This window comes from Streptomyces sp. NPDC038135 (assembly GCF_055601245.1).
The window spans coordinates 431,511-445,598 of record NZ_JBVJXS010000004.1 but is presented as its reverse complement, the minus strand read 5'-3'; the positions used below and the strand labels follow the sequence as shown (position 1 = coordinate 445,598).

The 14,088-nt window shown below is 72.2% G+C and carries 12 protein-coding genes and 1 pseudogene; 6 read left to right on the top strand and 7 right to left on the bottom strand.

Annotation, left to right across the window (positions count from 1 at the left end; genetic code table 11):
• Positions 1-54: 54 nt before the first annotated feature.
• Positions 55-1,275, bottom strand: a complete 1,221-nt coding sequence (locus ACZ7JA_RS13665) for a phospholipase D-like domain-containing protein (RefSeq protein WP_351663173.1) — start codon at positions 1,273-1,275, stop codon at positions 55-57.
• 140 nt (positions 1,276-1,415) lie between these two features.
• Positions 1,416-1,829, bottom strand: a complete 414-nt coding sequence (locus ACZ7JA_RS13660) for an SRPBCC family protein (RefSeq protein ID WP_351663176.1) — start codon at positions 1,827-1,829, stop codon at positions 1,416-1,418.
• Between the two features lie 258 nt (positions 1,830-2,087).
• Here ACZ7JA_RS13660 and ACZ7JA_RS13655 point away from each other — a divergent pair, with 258 nt between their 5' ends.
• Together ACZ7JA_RS13655 and ACZ7JA_RS13650 are read left to right on the top strand one after the other, a co-directional pair.
• Positions 2,088-3,821: an LCP family protein gene (locus ACZ7JA_RS13655; RefSeq protein ID WP_470808128.1), complete on the top strand. Its 1,734-nt coding sequence runs from the start codon at positions 2,088-2,090 to the stop codon at positions 3,819-3,821.
• A gap of 112 nt (positions 3,822-3,933) precedes the next feature.
• Entirely contained in the window at positions 3,934-4,626 is a 693-nt protein-coding gene (locus tag ACZ7JA_RS13650; protein WP_389297617.1) for a GAF and ANTAR domain-containing protein, read from the top strand.
• Positions 4,627-4,779: 153 nt separating this feature from the next.
• On the opposite strand, the pseudogene ACZ7JA_RS13645 reads toward ACZ7JA_RS13650, so the two are convergent.
• From ACZ7JA_RS13645 to ACZ7JA_RS13630, 4 genes and pseudogenes are all read right to left on the bottom strand, one after another.
• Positions 4,780-5,211 (bottom strand): annotated as a pseudogene (locus ACZ7JA_RS13645) (ATP-binding protein); the annotation flags it as partial.
• A 126-nt stretch (positions 5,212-5,337) separates the two neighbouring features.
• The gene (locus ACZ7JA_RS13640) at positions 5,338-6,231 is read right to left on the bottom strand and encodes a CAP domain-containing protein (RefSeq protein WP_470808127.1); all 894 of its coding nucleotides are present in this window, start codon (positions 6,229-6,231) and stop codon (positions 5,338-5,340) included.
• A 464-nt stretch (positions 6,232-6,695) separates the two neighbouring features.
• Positions 6,696-6,983 carry a DUF1905 domain-containing protein gene (locus tag ACZ7JA_RS13635; RefSeq protein ID WP_393437976.1) on the bottom strand — a complete coding sequence of 96 codons (288 nt, stop codon included), beginning with the start codon at positions 6,981-6,983 and terminating at the stop codon, positions 6,696-6,698.
• A gap of 93 nt (positions 6,984-7,076) precedes the next feature.
• On the bottom strand, positions 7,077-8,381 hold the full coding sequence (locus ACZ7JA_RS13630; protein WP_403679903.1) for an MFS transporter: 1,305 nt from the start codon (positions 8,379-8,381) through the stop codon (positions 7,077-7,079).
• 57 nt (positions 8,382-8,438) lie between these two features.
• On the opposite strand from ACZ7JA_RS13630, the gene ACZ7JA_RS13625 reads away from it, so the two are divergent.
• Positions 8,439-9,422: an ArsR/SmtB family transcription factor gene (locus tag ACZ7JA_RS13625; protein WP_389297625.1), complete on the top strand. Its 984-nt coding sequence runs from the start codon at positions 8,439-8,441 to the stop codon at positions 9,420-9,422.
• Positions 9,423-9,450: 28 nt separating this feature from the next.
• Here ACZ7JA_RS13625 and ACZ7JA_RS13620 read toward each other — a convergent pair whose 3' ends face one another.
• Positions 9,451-9,606: a DUF6131 family protein gene (locus ACZ7JA_RS13620; RefSeq protein WP_199209266.1), complete on the bottom strand. Its 156-nt coding sequence runs from the start codon at positions 9,604-9,606 to the stop codon at positions 9,451-9,453.
• A gap of 235 nt (positions 9,607-9,841) precedes the next feature.
• Between ACZ7JA_RS13620 and ACZ7JA_RS13615 the strand changes: the two genes are divergently transcribed.
• From ACZ7JA_RS13615 to ACZ7JA_RS13605, 3 genes are all read left to right on the top strand, one after another.
• Positions 9,842-11,725 carry an arabinofuranosidase catalytic domain-containing protein gene (locus ACZ7JA_RS13615; RefSeq protein WP_470808126.1) on the top strand — a complete coding sequence of 628 codons (1,884 nt, stop codon included), beginning with the start codon at positions 9,842-9,844 and terminating at the stop codon, positions 11,723-11,725.
• Between the two features lie 343 nt (positions 11,726-12,068).
• Complete coding sequence (locus tag ACZ7JA_RS13610) at positions 12,069-13,199, top strand: S8 family peptidase (RefSeq protein ID WP_351663696.1); 1,131 nt, start codon at positions 12,069-12,071, stop codon at positions 13,197-13,199.
• Positions 13,200-13,495: 296 nt separating this feature from the next.
• Positions 13,496-14,083, top strand: coding sequence for a lamin tail domain-containing protein (locus ACZ7JA_RS13605; RefSeq protein WP_470808125.1), 588 nt, complete (start codon positions 13,496-13,498; stop codon positions 14,081-14,083).
• Positions 14,084-14,088 lie beyond the last annotated feature (5 nt).

Here is a 14,088-nt window from a genome sequence, read left to right as displayed (position 1 = left end):
CCTGGCCGGTACGGCCGCCTGTCCCGCCGCGCCCGGCGGGACAGGACGCATCACCTACAGGAACCTGCGGATCGGCGCGACCGAGAGCTCGCGGGCCCGCTGGAGCACCGGCCGGCGCCGCCAGCGCGCGGCGTCGACCGGCTCGCTGCGCTTCACGTCCTCGTCGAAGTCACGGTCCAGACCGGCGGTGAACTCCTCGTCCAGCACGGCGAGCATGACCTCCTCGTCGTGCTCCATGGAGCGCCGGTTGAAGTTCGTGGAGCCGATCAGCGAGGCCACCGAGTCGACCGTGATGATCTTCGTGTGCAGCATGGTCGGCTGGTACTCGCGGATCACGACGCCCTCGTCCAGCAGCCGCTGGTAGTGGTGCTGCCCGGCCAGGCGGCAGGCCCGCTGGTCGGTGTGCGGACCGGGCAGCAGGATCTCCACCCGCACGCCGCGCCGGGCGGTCGCGGCCAGCAGGTCGACGAAGTAGTCGTCGGGCGCGAAGTACGCCGTGGAAAGACGGAAGCGCTCCTGCGCCGACGTCAGCACGACCCGCACGAGCGTCTGCATGTCCTGCCAGCCGAAGCTGGCCGAGCCCCGCACCACCTGCACGACGGCGTCGCCCGGCTGCTCGTGCTCGACGAACCGGTCGCGGTCGTCGTAGAGCGTGTCGTGGCACTCGGCCCAGTTCTGCGCGAACGCGGCGGCTATGCCGTCCACCGCCGGTCCGCGCACCTCCACATGGGTGTCCCGCCACTCGCCGGGCCCACGGGCGTCCCCGCACCACTCCTCCGCGATGCCGACACCGCCGGTGAAGGCGAGGCTCTCGTCGACGACGAGGGCCTTGCGGTGACAGCGGTGGTTCTGCTTCAGCGGGGACAGCCGCACCGGCTTGCGGAACCAGGCGACCTGGACCCCGGCCTCGTCCATGGCGTTCAGGAGCCTCGGCTCGATCTCCTTCGCCCCGAACCCGTCCAGCAGCAGGCGGACCCGCAGCCCCGCCCTGGCCCGCTCCGCCAGCGCGTCGGCGAACTCGTGGGCGATCTCGCCGCGCCAGTAGACGAAGGTCATCATGTCGATGGTGTGCCGCGCCGAGCGGATCGCCTCGAGCATGGCCGGGAAGATCGCGTCGCCGTTGCGCAGCCGCGTGAGCCGGTTGCCCTCCGTCGCGGCGATGCCGAGCAGACGCTCGAGCCGTCTTCGCAGCCGCTGCTTGCGGGCCTCCGCGTCCTCCGTCGCCGTGGCGCCCGTGTCCGGGTGCCCGTCCTCCTCCGCCGTCCGCTGCAACATGCCCTGCCTCCCCTGTCGTGGCCCCCCCCGCACCATGGCTTCGGGGCGGGCGCCGGATCCGCCGGGCGTACGTATACCCGCAGGACGTGTCACATGCCTCCGTACGGTGTCCGGTCACCGGACACCCGTCGGCGCCGGGCTCAGCCCGCCGCGTTGTCGACGCGCAGCCGCACCTGCTCCTCCAGGCGCCGCAGGCTGTCGTCGAGTGCTTCGCACACCTGCCGCTCGCCCGGGTCGTGGCCCTCGTCGAAGAAGGACAGGTGCACGGTCACCTCGCTCGCGCCGCTGCCGATCCCGGCGACCTGGAGCCAGCCCGCGTAGGAGCCCTGTCCGCGAGTGCCCCACTCGATGCGGAGCTGGTCGCTCTCGGAGCGCATGAGGGCCGCCGTGTCCTGGCCGGTGTCGTCCTCGTGGACCGTGACGGCGGGCGGATCCTCGACACGCACGTGCAGCTCGCGCGGCAGCCAGGCGTCGAGCTGGTGGGTGTTGGCCGCCTGGTCGAAGACATGCTCGGGCTGTGCGGGCATCGTGCGGGAACGCTCGTACTCGGACATCGGGACACCGCCCCTCCGGTCGGAACACCTACCCCGGACGCGTGCCCCTTTCGCGCCGACCGAAAAGCCCCGATTCGCCCCGGCGGCGGACCGTCGCGCCGGCCCGTCTTGCCGACCTCTCACCTGTGAATCACCCCAGGATCCGTGCTGTTCGCACCAGGGGTTTGTTAGATTTCGCAACCGAAGAAACCCAGGTGGAGCCGCCGTGCGCCCGACACGGTCCAGCCTGCCGGGCCCGACCGTTCAGGGGAGTGGAAGATGAGCGACCCGTGGGACGGCCCGGGCGGTCAGGCCACGCGTGACGGCACCGCCCGGGTGCCCGCACAGCGCACCGGCGACTCCGGCGCGCCGCCGGCCTCCGGCGGCCGGAGTGCCGCCCGGCGGGCGGCGCGGGAAGCCGCCCCTCCCCGCGGCGCACGGGCCCGGCGGGGCCGGCCCGTCCGGCGCGGCAGGCGCGCGCTGCGGATCGCCGGAATAGGCCTGTCGCTCGCGATACTGGTCACGGCCGGCGCCGGCTGGTGGTTCTACGAGCATCTGAACGGCAACATCCACAGCGTCTCGCTCGACGGCAAGGGCGGCAGCGAGAAGGCCGACGCCTTCGGCCGCACCCCGATCAACATCCTGGTGATGGGCTCGGACGGCCGCACCAGCAAGGCGGACTGCGAACTCGGCGGCGGCTGCTCGCACACCGGCGTCCAGGACGGCAGCAACGCGGACGTGCAGATGGTGGTGCACATATCCGCCGACCGCTCCAACGCCACCGTGATGAGCATCCCCCGCGACACCATGACCAAGGTCCCGGCCTGCAAGGACAGTGCCACCGGCCGGTCCACGGCCGGCTACTACGGCCAGATCAACAGCGCGCTGCAGTACGGCCCCGCCTGCCAGGTGGCCACCGTGCACCAGCTCACCGGCATCCCCATCGACCACTTCGTCAAGCTGGACTTCTCCGGCGTGGTCAAGATGTCCGACGCGGTCGGCGGAGTCTCCGTCTGCGTCACCGACGACGTCTACGACACCTACTCGCATCTGAAGCTGTCCGAGGGCAGCCACACCCTCAAGGGCGTCGCGGCCCTGGAGTTCGTCCGCTCCCGGCACGGCTTCGGCGACGGCAGCGACCTCGGGCGCACCATCTCCCAGCACATCTTCCTCAGCGCGATGATCCGCAAGTTCAAGAGCGCGGGCACGCTCACCGACCCGAGCGCGGTCTACGATCTCGCGGACGCCGCCACCAAGGCGCTGACCGTGGACGACGGCCTCGGCACCGTGAAGAAGCTGATCGGTCTCGCCACCGACGTGAACAAGGTCCCCACCAAGCGGATGACCTTCACCACGATGCAGACGGGCGCCGATCCCGGCGACAAGAACCGGGTCGTGGTGGGCTCCGGCGCCACGGCGCTCTTCTCCGCCATCGCCGACGACCGGTCACTGACCACCGGCTCGGGAAAGAAGTCCGGGGCCGCCTCGGCGACCGCCAAGGCCAAGGACAAGGACAAGGCGTCGGCCGTACCCGCCTCCGACATCGCCGTCACCGTCGAGAACGGCACCGCGATCACCGGCCGCGCCTCCTCCGTCGCCGCCGCGCTCACCGGCAAGGGCTTCAGCACCGGCACGACCACGGCCAACGCCCCCAGCCCCGCGGCCACCACCACGCTCACCTACGGCACCGGCCAGAAGGCGGAGGCCCGGGCCGCCGCCGAGGCCCTGGGCCTGCCCGCCTCGCATCTGAAGCAGGGCTCCGGCACCGGTCTCACCCTCGTGGTCGGCGCCGACTGGCCGAGCGGCGCCACCTGGCCCGGCGGCTCGTCGTCGGCCTCGTCGGCGCCGGGCGACGCGAAGGCCGCCGTCTCCAACGCCCACGCCCAGACCGCCGACCAGGCGAAGACCTGCGCCAAGGTCAGCCCCTACAAGACGGTCAGCCTGGGCGGAGTCCCGATGACCCCGGCCCAGGCCTACGCCGCCGCGCGCGGCAAGCCGGATTCCGACGACTGAGCCGTCGCCCGGGAGCGCCGCGCCCGGGCCCGGGCCCGAGCCGGAGGCGCGGCGCCCGCGACGGCGGCGCTACTGTTGATCGAACCGGTGAGCGAGACGGAAGTGGTGGCGGATGGAGTGGCGGGAGTACGCGGAGGCGATGGCCCGGCTCGCCAGGGACCTGCTGGAGCAGGACTCGGTACAGGCGACGCTGGACGCGATCTGTGCGGCGGCCGTGGAACTCGTCGAGGGCTGTGAGTCCGCGGGCATCCTCGCGGTGCGCAAGGGCAAGGCGGTCACCCTGTCCGCCACCGACGACGTGGTCCGCGAGTGCGACCGGCTCCAGGGCGAGCTGGGGGAGGGGCCGTGCTTCGACCTGGCACGGCGCGGTGGCGGCGACCGTGTCTACCGCATCTCCGACATGACCGCGCCCCAGCCCGGCTGGGGGAGGTTCGCGTCGCAGGCCCGCGAAGTGGGCGTCTGCAGCATGACGGGGGTGCTGCTGTACACGGACCACGAGGACTTCGGGGCGCTGAACCTGTACAGCTCCCGTCCCGGGGCCTTCGGCAAGGAGATCGAGACGGCCGGCTGGCTGCTGGCCTCGCACGCCGCCGTCGCCCTGGCCAGCGCCCGCACCATCGACCAGCTCGAGCACGGGCTGCAGAGCCGGCACGCCATCGGGGAGGCCATGGGCATCCTGCGGGAGCGCCACAAGCTGAGCGAGGACGAGGCCTTCAACGTGCTGCGGCGCATCTCGCAGGAGCACAACGTCAAGCTGCGCGACATCGCCGAGCGGGTGCGCGACGACCGTCCCGGGCCGGTCTGACCGGCTGTGGGCCGGTGCCGTCCGTCCCGGCGGCGGTGGCGGCCCGTTGGGCGGATCCGTCCGGCTCCGCTCCCGCGGCGCCCTCCGCCGCGGATCCGGGTCCCGACCCGCGGCCGCGGGGCCGCGGGAGCCGGGCAGCAGGAGCGACACGTCGACCTGCTTGCCCTCGTCGTGGGCCGTCACGGACAGCGTGTGGCTGATCGCCTTGACGATCTCGAGCCCGTGGCCGCCGATGCGCTCCCCGTCGGGGGAGAGGACCTCGGGCATCCGGCGGGAGGAGTCCCACACCGAGATCCGCAGGCGGTCACCGTCGGGAGACACCTCCAGACCGAGCCCACAGGGCCCCGACGTGTGCCGCACGACATTCGTGATCAGTTCACTGACCACCAATTGCGTGTCCTGCACCACGCGGTCGGGGACGGGGATGCGGTCGGTGGCACGGACACGGTCGAGAAAGCGCTCCGCCGCTGCGCGGGCCTGGGCGGCGCTGAGAGCACCGCTGTCCCAGGTGGTGTTCCACCGCAGCGAGGCGTCCCCGTTCCGTTCCGGCTCATCCGACGCCTTCTGCCTAAGCGGGATGGCCATGAAACTGCCTCGGTTGTCACTGGGTACGTGGCTGATCTGAATCAGTCGGCTACCCAGAAGCCGCTCCCGTAGCCCCCCTCCGGCTCACCAGTGTCGGACGGACGGGTCACGGGGCCGGGCGGCCCGCTAGCGGGCGGCCCCGAAGTCCTGGGTCCAGTAGCTGCCGGGCTGCGCCAGGCCGACGCCGATCTCCTTGAACGCGCAGTTGAGGATGTTGGCCCGGTGACCGGGGCTGGACATCCAGCCGGCCATGACCTCCTCCGGCGTGGAGTAGCCGTACGCGACGTTCTCGCCGTAGGAGCTCCAGGAGTAGCCGGCGCCGGTGATCCGGTCGCCGGGCGAGGAGCCGTCGGAGCCGGTGTGCGACATGTTCTGGTGGGCGGCCATGTCCTGGCTGTGCTCCTGGGCGGCCTTGGTGAGGGTCGCGTTCAGGTTCAGGGGGGAGCAACCGACCTTGCCGCGCTCGGCGTTGACCAGCTCCACGACGCGGGCGACGACGCCCGAGGCGGTGGCGGTGGCGGAGGCGGTGGGCGCCGGGGTGCTCGGCGCGGTCGCGGTGGCCGCCGGCGCGGTGGGCCTGGGCGTGCTGCGGGGAGCCGTGGCGGCGGGCTTCGGGGTGCTCCGGGGCGTGGAGGCGGTGGGCCGGGGAGCGCTGGGGGACACCGTGACGGTGTGCTTGCGCAGGTGCCGGTGCTTGTGCTTGTGCTTCGGCTTCTGCGGGGTTGCGGCGGGAGCGCTCGGTGCGGTCGCGGCAGGGGTGGTCGCACTCGGTGCGCTCGTGCTCGGAGTCTGCGAGGGCAGCCAGCTGGGCGCGATCCCGCCGTCTCCGTGCCAGTACCGCTGTCCGTAGTCGGCGTACCGGCTCTGCGCGGCGGCGTTCCGGGCGTCGACGGGGCGGTCCGCTGCGCCGCCCGGCCACTCGCCGCAGGCCATGGCTATGGACGGCACTCCGACGGCGCTCACGGCGACCGCAGCGACGACCACCCGCCGGTAACGCTGCTTCTTGCGATGCTCTCCCATTGCGTGACCTCACTCGCTGGTCGTTGCGCGCCCCGGTGTGGCCGACGCGCCGCGGACTCCGCTCCCGACCTGCGGGAACGCCTTGCGGATCGTCATTCTTAGGAAGCCTTCACACGGCATGCAAAGAGGCCGTCGTACTACCGCGCCTAGTAGACGGGGTCGGCCCTTGCCAAGGGCGTCGGAGCGTGCAGGTACGGCCGGAGGGAGGTGCGCCCACCGCTGCCGCTCCGTCAGAAACCGTCCCGCGCCGAGCGCAGGGCCGGCGCGGCCGTCCGGTCGGAACGCCGTCCGGTCTGCCCTGATCCACTTCCGCACCAAGACGGACAAATCTCATATGTCGCCGGAGCGGGGTCTACTAACCGACCCGCTCATGTCGCGGCGGTGCTGTGACGGATGTCACGGAACCATTGATTCCGTTTGCTGTTCCGGGTGTCCGGGGCCGCGACGGGGGCCGGGCCCGCGGGTCAGAGGCGCACGGTCATGGTCACGGTCACCTCGTCGCCCGCCGACAGGCCCTGCGGCGCACGCACCGCCTTCTTCAGCGGCAGCAGATAGCCGCCGTCCTTCGGGAAGAGCGACGTGGAGAAGTCGCTGCCGCCGATCCGGGCGTCGACCGGGATGACGCCCCAGCCGTAGGTGGCCGCCGAGGCGATCTCCCGGATCTCGGCGGACTCCTCCTCGGGCACGCCCACGAAGTAGAACGGGGACGGCCCACGCCACTCGATCACCCGGCCGTCGAAGACAAGTTCCATACGAGCTGCTCCAGTTGACACGACCAGGGGCGGATCGCGCTCAGCGTACCGGCCGGGGGAACAACCGGCCTGACGCCCCGCCGGGCCGGGGCGTCAGGCCGGCTCGCCCCGCCAGGCGCCGTCCCGCCGGGCCCAGCGCACGGCCGGCGCCACGCAGAGCCCGGCGAGGGCGAACACCCCGCCCAGCACCGCCCAGCCGAAGGCGCCGTGCGCGATCGCGGTGACCGTGACCAGGGCCGGTCCCGCCATCATCCCCGCCGATGCACCCGTGCCGAACACCCCCTGGTAGACGCCGTGCGCGCGGGCGTCGGCGAGTTCGTAGCCGAGGGTCCAGCCGCCGGCGGCCGACAGCACCTCGGCGAACACCTGCACCACCGCCCCGGCCGTCAGCGACAGCACCGCCCACACGGGGGAGAGGCCCGCGGACAGCGCGTACACCGCGCAGGCCGCCGCCAGCAGCAGGCCCGACCAGCCCATCGCCCGCACCGCCGTGGTCACATGGGAGGCGCGCCGGGCGACCCGCACCTGAAGCAGGGCCACCAGCACACAGTTGACGATCATCAGCAGAGCGGCCGTCCAGCGCGGAGCCGTGGTGCGCTGCACGATCCACAGCGGCAGCCCGACCTCGGCCAGCGTGTACTGCACCACCAGCACCGCGTTGAGCACCGTCACCGTCAGGAAGGGCAGGTCGCGCACCGCCCGCCAGCGGTCGACCGCCGCGGCGCCGGCCGCGGGGACCGCGCGCTCCCGCGCGTGCGGCGCCAGCGGCAGCCGAGGCAGCAGCAGCGCGGGGCCCGCGAAGGACAGCGCATTGAGCACGATCACCGTCAGGTAGGCGCCCCGCGTGTCCACCTGCAGGGCGACCGCGCCCAGTGCGCCGCCCACGCCCATCCCGACGTTCGTCACCATCCGCAGGTACGCCCGCGCCTCCACCCGCGTCGCCGGCGCCAGCACCTCCGCGTACAGCGCGCCCTGCACCCCCCGGCTCGCCATCTGCAGTCCCGTGGCGCAGATCACCGCGACCAGGAACGCGGCGTAGGAGCCGACGAGGACGTACGAGGCCGTGGCGATCCCCGTGCCGCCCCACAGCAGCGAGCCGACCCGCCGCGCCCCCCACCGGTCCGCCGCCCGTCCGGCGGGCACCCCCGCGGCCACGCCCACCAGGCCCGCGACCGTCATCCCGAGCCCGACGGAGGTCGCCTCCAGGCCGACGATACGCGTGAAGTACAGGACGCCAAGGGGGAAGTACAGCCCGTTGCCGAGGGAGTTGACGGCCGTCAGCACGGTGGCGAGGCGCAGCACCGGATCGGCCGGCAGCAGCCCGCCCGCCCGGGTCGCCCGTTCCGGCCGCGAACCGCCGTCCTCGCAGGCCGACTTCGGAAGTGGTGTGGTGGTCATGGCCGACAGCCAACCCGGTCCGCGTCCCGCTCCGACAATGATTTAGCGTGACGCTCAATGATCGAGTTCCGCTTCGCCGTCGGTGATCTGGCCACCACCTCCTTCGCCTACTCCCCGCTGCAGGAGGCGGTGTTCTCGCTGCGCTGTCTGCACGACTCCGCGAGGTATCCGCACCACCGGCCGTGGCTGCGCCGTATCCGCCCGCGTCTGGAGCACCTCGACCACGAAGTGCTCACCGTCCTGGTCGCCCCCTGGCTGTGGGTGCCGGACTTCCTCACCCCGCGCCCGGCGCGGGCCCGGCCGGTCTTCGCGCAGGAGCTCGACGAGGTGCGCCGCACCCCGCCGGAGGTCGTCGCCGCGGACTTCCGGGCCACCTACCGCACCGCCGACACCCTTCCCCCGCTCGTCGCCCGGGGCCTGGCCGACCCCGCGGCCTTCCTCGTCCGGCTCACCGGCGCCCTCGACGCGTACTGGCGCACCTGCCTCGCCGACGCCTGGTGGCCGCGTACGCAGAGCATCATGGAGGCCGATCTCGCCCACCGCGCGCGGGTGCTGGCGGAACAGGGCGCGGCCGCGCTGTTCGCCGGGCTCGACCCGCGGCTGGTGTGGACCGGCGACCAGCTCCGCCTGCACCGCGAGGGCGACACCGCTCCCTGGCCGTCGGCCGACATCCGCATCGCGGGCCGCGGCATGGTGCTGGTGCCCACGCTCTTCGCGCGCGGCGCCCAGACGATGATCGACGCTTCCCGCCCGCCGCTCCTCGTGTATCCGGCCCGCGGCCGCGCCACTCTCTCCGAGACGCCGCCCCCGGTGACCGACCGCGCCCTGGTCCGGCTCCTCGGCCGGCCCCGGGCGCGGCTGCTGTCCCTTCTCGCCGAACCGGCCTCCACGACCGAACTCGCGCACCGCCTGGAGGTCACCCCCGGCGCCGTCAGCCAGCACCTCGCCGTCCTCTACGACGCCGGGCTGCTCAGCCGCGCTCGCAGCGGCCGCACCGTGCGCTACCGGCGCACGCCCTTGGGGGACGCACTGTGCAGGTAGCGCACGGCGGAGCCGCCGGGCGGTACTCCTACCAGTAGTGCTTGCGACCCGCGACCGCGTGCCCCATCGAGCCGAGGATCCACAGGACCGCGCCGATCACCACCAGGATGATGCCGATGGTCCACAGAATCGAGATCCCGGTGAGGAAGCCGATGATGAGCAGGATGACTCCGAGGGCGATCATGACGTGCCTCCTGTCGAAGTAACACCTCTCCTGTCCGTGTGCCCCGAAGTGAGGCGTCAAGCCACCCACGGAAGCAACATTTCAGGACAGATACAAAACTTTAAATAAGTCTGAAGCAACAAATCTTGACGTCATCCACCGCGCTTCATACGTTCCGCAACGGCCGCAGCGAAAGACGAACTCGGTCGCCACCCCGCCCTGTTGGCAGCACGTCCCGTCCTTCGAGGAGCAGACGATGCGCGGAGAGAGACTCGAACCCGCGACCGGCGCCGGGCCCAGACCGCCGCGGCGCCCCTACGCACGCGTGCGATCCCTGTCGGCCGTCCTGGCACTCGTGCTCGGCGCCCTGGCCGGCCTGAGCGGGCCGGCCGAGGCCGCCGGCTCACTGCCGTGCGACATCTACGGCGGCGCCGGCACCCCGTGCGTCGCCGCGCACAGCACGGTGCGCGCGCTCTACGGCGCCTACAACGGCCCCCTGTACCGGGTGACCCGGGCCTCGGACGGCGCCGCGACCGACATCGGAATGCTGTCGCCGGGCGGTTACGCCGACGCCGGCCGCCAGGACACCTTCTGCGGCGGGACCACCTGCCGCATCACCAGGATCTACGACCAGACCGCACGCCACAACGACCTCACCCCCGGGCCCGCCGGGACCGCCGGCATGGGTGCGGACCGCGGCGCGGACGCCGGTGAGATCGCCGTCACCGCGGGCGGCCACAAGGTCTACGGCGTGTGGATCTCGCCCGGCGTGGGCTACCGCTACACCGGCGTCGCCTCGGGCGTCGCGGTGAACGGGCAGCCCGAGGGCGCCTACATGGTGGCCAGCGGCACCCACGTCGGCTCGGCCTGCTGCTTCGACTACGGCAACGCCGAGAGCACACCGGCCGACACCGGCAACGGGCACATGGACGCGGTCAGCATCGCGACCACCTGCTACTTCGCCCCGTGCACCGGCTCGGGGCCCTGGGTCGAGGCGGACCTGGAGAACGGCATGTTCCAGGGCGACAACGGCTCCAACACCGCCAACCGCGGCAACAGCAGCGCGTACGTCACCGCGATGCTGAAGAACAACGGGCAGACGCGATACGCCCTGAAGGGCGGCGACTCCCAGTCCGGAGCGCTGACCACGTGGTGGGACGGCGCCCTGCCCACCCGGGGCGGCTACCGGCCGATGCACCAGGAGGGCGGCATCATCCTCGGCACGGGCGGCGACAACAGCAACTGGAACATGGGCACGTTCTTCGAGGGCGTGATGGTCGCCGGCTATCCGACCGACGCGGCCGAGAACGCCGTGCAGGCCGACATCGTCTCGGTCGGCTACTCCGGCCGGACGGACCTGCCCAACGGCCCCCAGGGCACGGTCACCGGCCCCGGCGGCAAGTGCGTCGACGTCGCGGCGGACGACACGGGCGTCAACGGCGCCGCCGTACAGCTCTGGGACTGCCAGACGTACGCCGAGGACCAGTTCTGGACCCACAATCCCGACGGCTCCCTCGGCACGCTCGGCCGGTGCCTGGACATCAGCGGCAACGCAACGGCGAACGGCACGAAGGTCCAGCTGTGGGACTGCGACGGCGCCGGCGGTCAGAGGTGGGTGCGGCAGACGGACGGTTCGCTGCTGAACCCGCAGTCGGGCCGCTGCCTCGACTCGCCCGGCGGCGCCACCGCGAACGGCACCCGGCTGCAGATCTGGGACTGCAACGGCGCCTCGGCCCAGAAGTTCTCCGTCAACGGCGGCGCGCCCGTCGCCGGCCCCGGCGGCAGGTGCGTCGACGTCGCCGCCGACGACACCGGCGTCAACGGCACCGCCGTGCAGCTCTGGGACTGCCAGACCTGGGCCGTCGACCAGCACTGGTTCCATCAGGCCGACAACTCCCTGAAGGTGTTGGGCCGTTGCCTGGACATCGAGGGCAACGCAACGGCGAACGGGGCGAAGGTCGAGCTCTGGGACTGCAACGGCGTGGGCGGCCAGAGGTGGGTGCAGCGGACGGACGGTTCGCTGCTGAACCCGCAGTCGGGCCGCTGCCTCGACTCGCCCGGCGGCGCGACCGCGAACGGCACCCGGTTGCAGATCTGGGACTGCAATGGATCGGCTGCGCAGAGGTTCCGGCTCGGCTGAGTGCACATCGTGTGAGCAAAAAGTCACAAAGGCTCCTCCGGTGTTGTTTTTTGCTTTCAATCACCGCCGGGAGCTGCGGCTATACCCCTGGGTTCCGTCGGGGGCGAGGGGATCCGGTGGAGGTGTGAGCGGGAGCGGCCTGCCGCCCGCACGCACGGGGTTGATCTGTGCGTGACAACTCGGCACGCTCCGAGACGCACCGGCTCTTCGTCGCCGGTGCGTTCCCCCACTCCACCCCCCACGCACGACGAGGAGACCCCTCTTGACGACCCATCACCACCGCATGGGCAAGGCGAGGATCGCCACCGCGATCGCCTCCGTGACGGCCGTCGTCGGCACCGCCATGGCCGTGTCGCCCACCGCCCACGCCGAACGCCCCGCCGAGGGCACGGTCTACGGGACGCACGCCCGGGGAGCGGTCGCCGGCAGCTACATCGTCCTGCTGGACCACAAGGCGTCACAGGCGCGGAAGGCGGACCTGGCGCAGCAGTACGGCGGTGAACTCGGCCGCACCTACGGCTCGGCGGTCAACGGCTTCTCGGCCTCGAGCCTCACCGAGACCGAGGCCAGGCGGCTGGCCGCCGATCCCGCGGTCTCGACGGTGGTCCAGAACAAGAAGTTCCACATAACGGCCGCGCAGGACAACCCGCCGTCCTGGGGGTTGGACCGGATCGACCAGGCCGACACGGCCGGCGACCACAAGTACACCTATCCCGACAAGGCCGGCGAGGGCGCGACCGCGTACGTCATCGACACCGGCGTGCGCATCAGCCACAAGGACTTCGCGGGCCGCGCCTCCTACGGCTTCGACGCCGTCGACAACGACGAGACCGCCGACGACGGCAACGGCCACGGCACCCACGTCGCCGGAACCATCGCCGGAACCGCTCACGGTGTCGCCAAGAAGGCCAAGATCGTCGCCGTCAGAGTCCTCGACGACAAGGGCTCCGGCACCACCGAGCAGGTCGTGGCCGGCATCGACTGGGTGACCAAGAACCACAAGGGTCCCTCCGTCGCCAACATGAGCCTCGGCGGCGGCGCGGACCCGGCCCTCGACGCGGCGGTCGCCAAGGCCATCGCCGCCGGCGTCACCTTCGCGGTCGCGGCCGGCAACGAGTCCACCGACGCCAAGAACAGCTCGCCCGCCCGGGTGCCCGAGGCCCTGACCGTCGCCTCCAGCACCGACGCCGACGCGCAGTCCGACTTCTCCAACTTCGGCTCCACCGTCGATCTGTACGCGCCGGGTTCGGACATCACCTCGGACTGGAACGACAGCGACGAGGGGACCAAGACGATCTCCGGCACCTCCATGGCCACCCCCCATGTCACCGGTGCCGCCGCCGTCTACGTCGCCGCCCATCCGGACGCCACACCGGCCCAGGTCGCCACGGCCCTGACCGGCGGGGCGACCGCGGACAAGATCACCAACGCCGCCGGCGGAACGCCGAACAAGCTGCTGAAGGTGACCGAGTAACGACACCGTCCAGCGGCCCGGCGACCCCACTCGCCGGGCCGCCGGCTGTTACGCACTTTCGGGTGAGAGAGGCACGGCCGGGCCGGCCCTCACACGGCCGACGACGGCCGTACATGCCCCATTCACCGCATTAATGGACATTGCACCCGAGAGTCACGGAAATGTGCGTGAACCGTAACGGACCTCGTGTGTCCGTCGGCGGCGCGGTCCGCAGCCTGCACGGTGTGGCTGTGCGGCCGCCCGGCCGCCACCCGCACAACCCTGAGAAGGGGGACACCTTGTCCGCTTCTGTCTTCGTGACCGCACGTCGTGTCGCTGCCGCCACCGTCGCCGCGGCGGCCGTCGTGGGCGCGGCGGCACTGCCGGCCTCGGCTGCCGATCACGGCCGCTACCAGCGCGCACAGGTCGTCATCAGCGCCGTGCAGCACGGCTCCCACGTCCGCGACGCCCGCGCCCTCAACCGGGAGTGGGTGGAGATCACCAACGAGGGCCGGCGCGACGTCAACCTGAACGGCTGGACGCTGTCCGACGCCGACGGTCACACGTACGTCTTCCGCTACTACCGGCTCGAGGGCCACGAGACGGTCCGCGTCCACACCGGCAACGGCCGGGACCGCGTCGGCGACGTCTACCAGGACCGCGGCCGCCAGGTGTGGGACAACAACGACACCGCGACCCTGCGCGACAGCCGCGGCCGCTACATCGACTCCGCGTCCTGGGGCAACGACCGCCACGGCCGCTGGGGCGGCGGCTACCGCGACCACCGCGGCGACGACCGCGGCCGCTGGGGCGACCGCCGCGACGACGACCGCGGCCGCTGGGGCGACCGCCGCGACGACCACCGCGACCACCGGGGCGACCGCCGCCACGGCGACCACCGCTGATCCGG

Coding starts and splice junctions, on each gene's coding strand:
- ACZ7JA_RS13615 (WP_470808126.1), top strand. CDS start 9,842: ATGCGCGGAGAGAGACTCGAACCCGCGACCGGCGCCGGGCCCAGACCG.
- ACZ7JA_RS13640 (WP_470808127.1), bottom strand. CDS start 6,231: ATGGGAGAGCATCGCAAGAAGCAGCGTTACCGGCGGGTGGTCGTCGCT.
- ACZ7JA_RS13660 (WP_351663176.1), bottom strand. CDS start 1,829: ATGTCCGAGTACGAGCGTTCCCGCACGATGCCCGCACAGCCCGAGCAT.
- ACZ7JA_RS13630 (WP_403679903.1), bottom strand. CDS start 8,381: ATGACCACCACACCACTTCCGAAGTCGGCCTGCGAGGACGGCGGTTCG.
- ACZ7JA_RS13610 (WP_351663696.1), top strand. CDS start 12,069: ATGGCCGTGTCGCCCACCGCCCACGCCGAACGCCCCGCCGAGGGCACG.
- ACZ7JA_RS13665 (WP_351663173.1), bottom strand. CDS start 1,275: ATGTTGCAGCGGACGGCGGAGGAGGACGGGCACCCGGACACGGGCGCC.
- ACZ7JA_RS13655 (WP_470808128.1), top strand. CDS start 2,088: ATGAGCGACCCGTGGGACGGCCCGGGCGGTCAGGCCACGCGTGACGGC.
- ACZ7JA_RS13650 (WP_389297617.1), top strand. CDS start 3,934: ATGGAGTGGCGGGAGTACGCGGAGGCGATGGCCCGGCTCGCCAGGGAC.
- ACZ7JA_RS13620 (WP_199209266.1), bottom strand. CDS start 9,606: ATGATCGCCCTCGGAGTCATCCTGCTCATCATCGGCTTCCTCACCGGG.
- ACZ7JA_RS13625 (WP_389297625.1), top strand. CDS start 8,439: ATGATCGAGTTCCGCTTCGCCGTCGGTGATCTGGCCACCACCTCCTTC.
- ACZ7JA_RS13635 (WP_393437976.1), bottom strand. CDS start 6,983: ATGGAACTTGTCTTCGACGGCCGGGTGATCGAGTGGCGTGGGCCGTCC.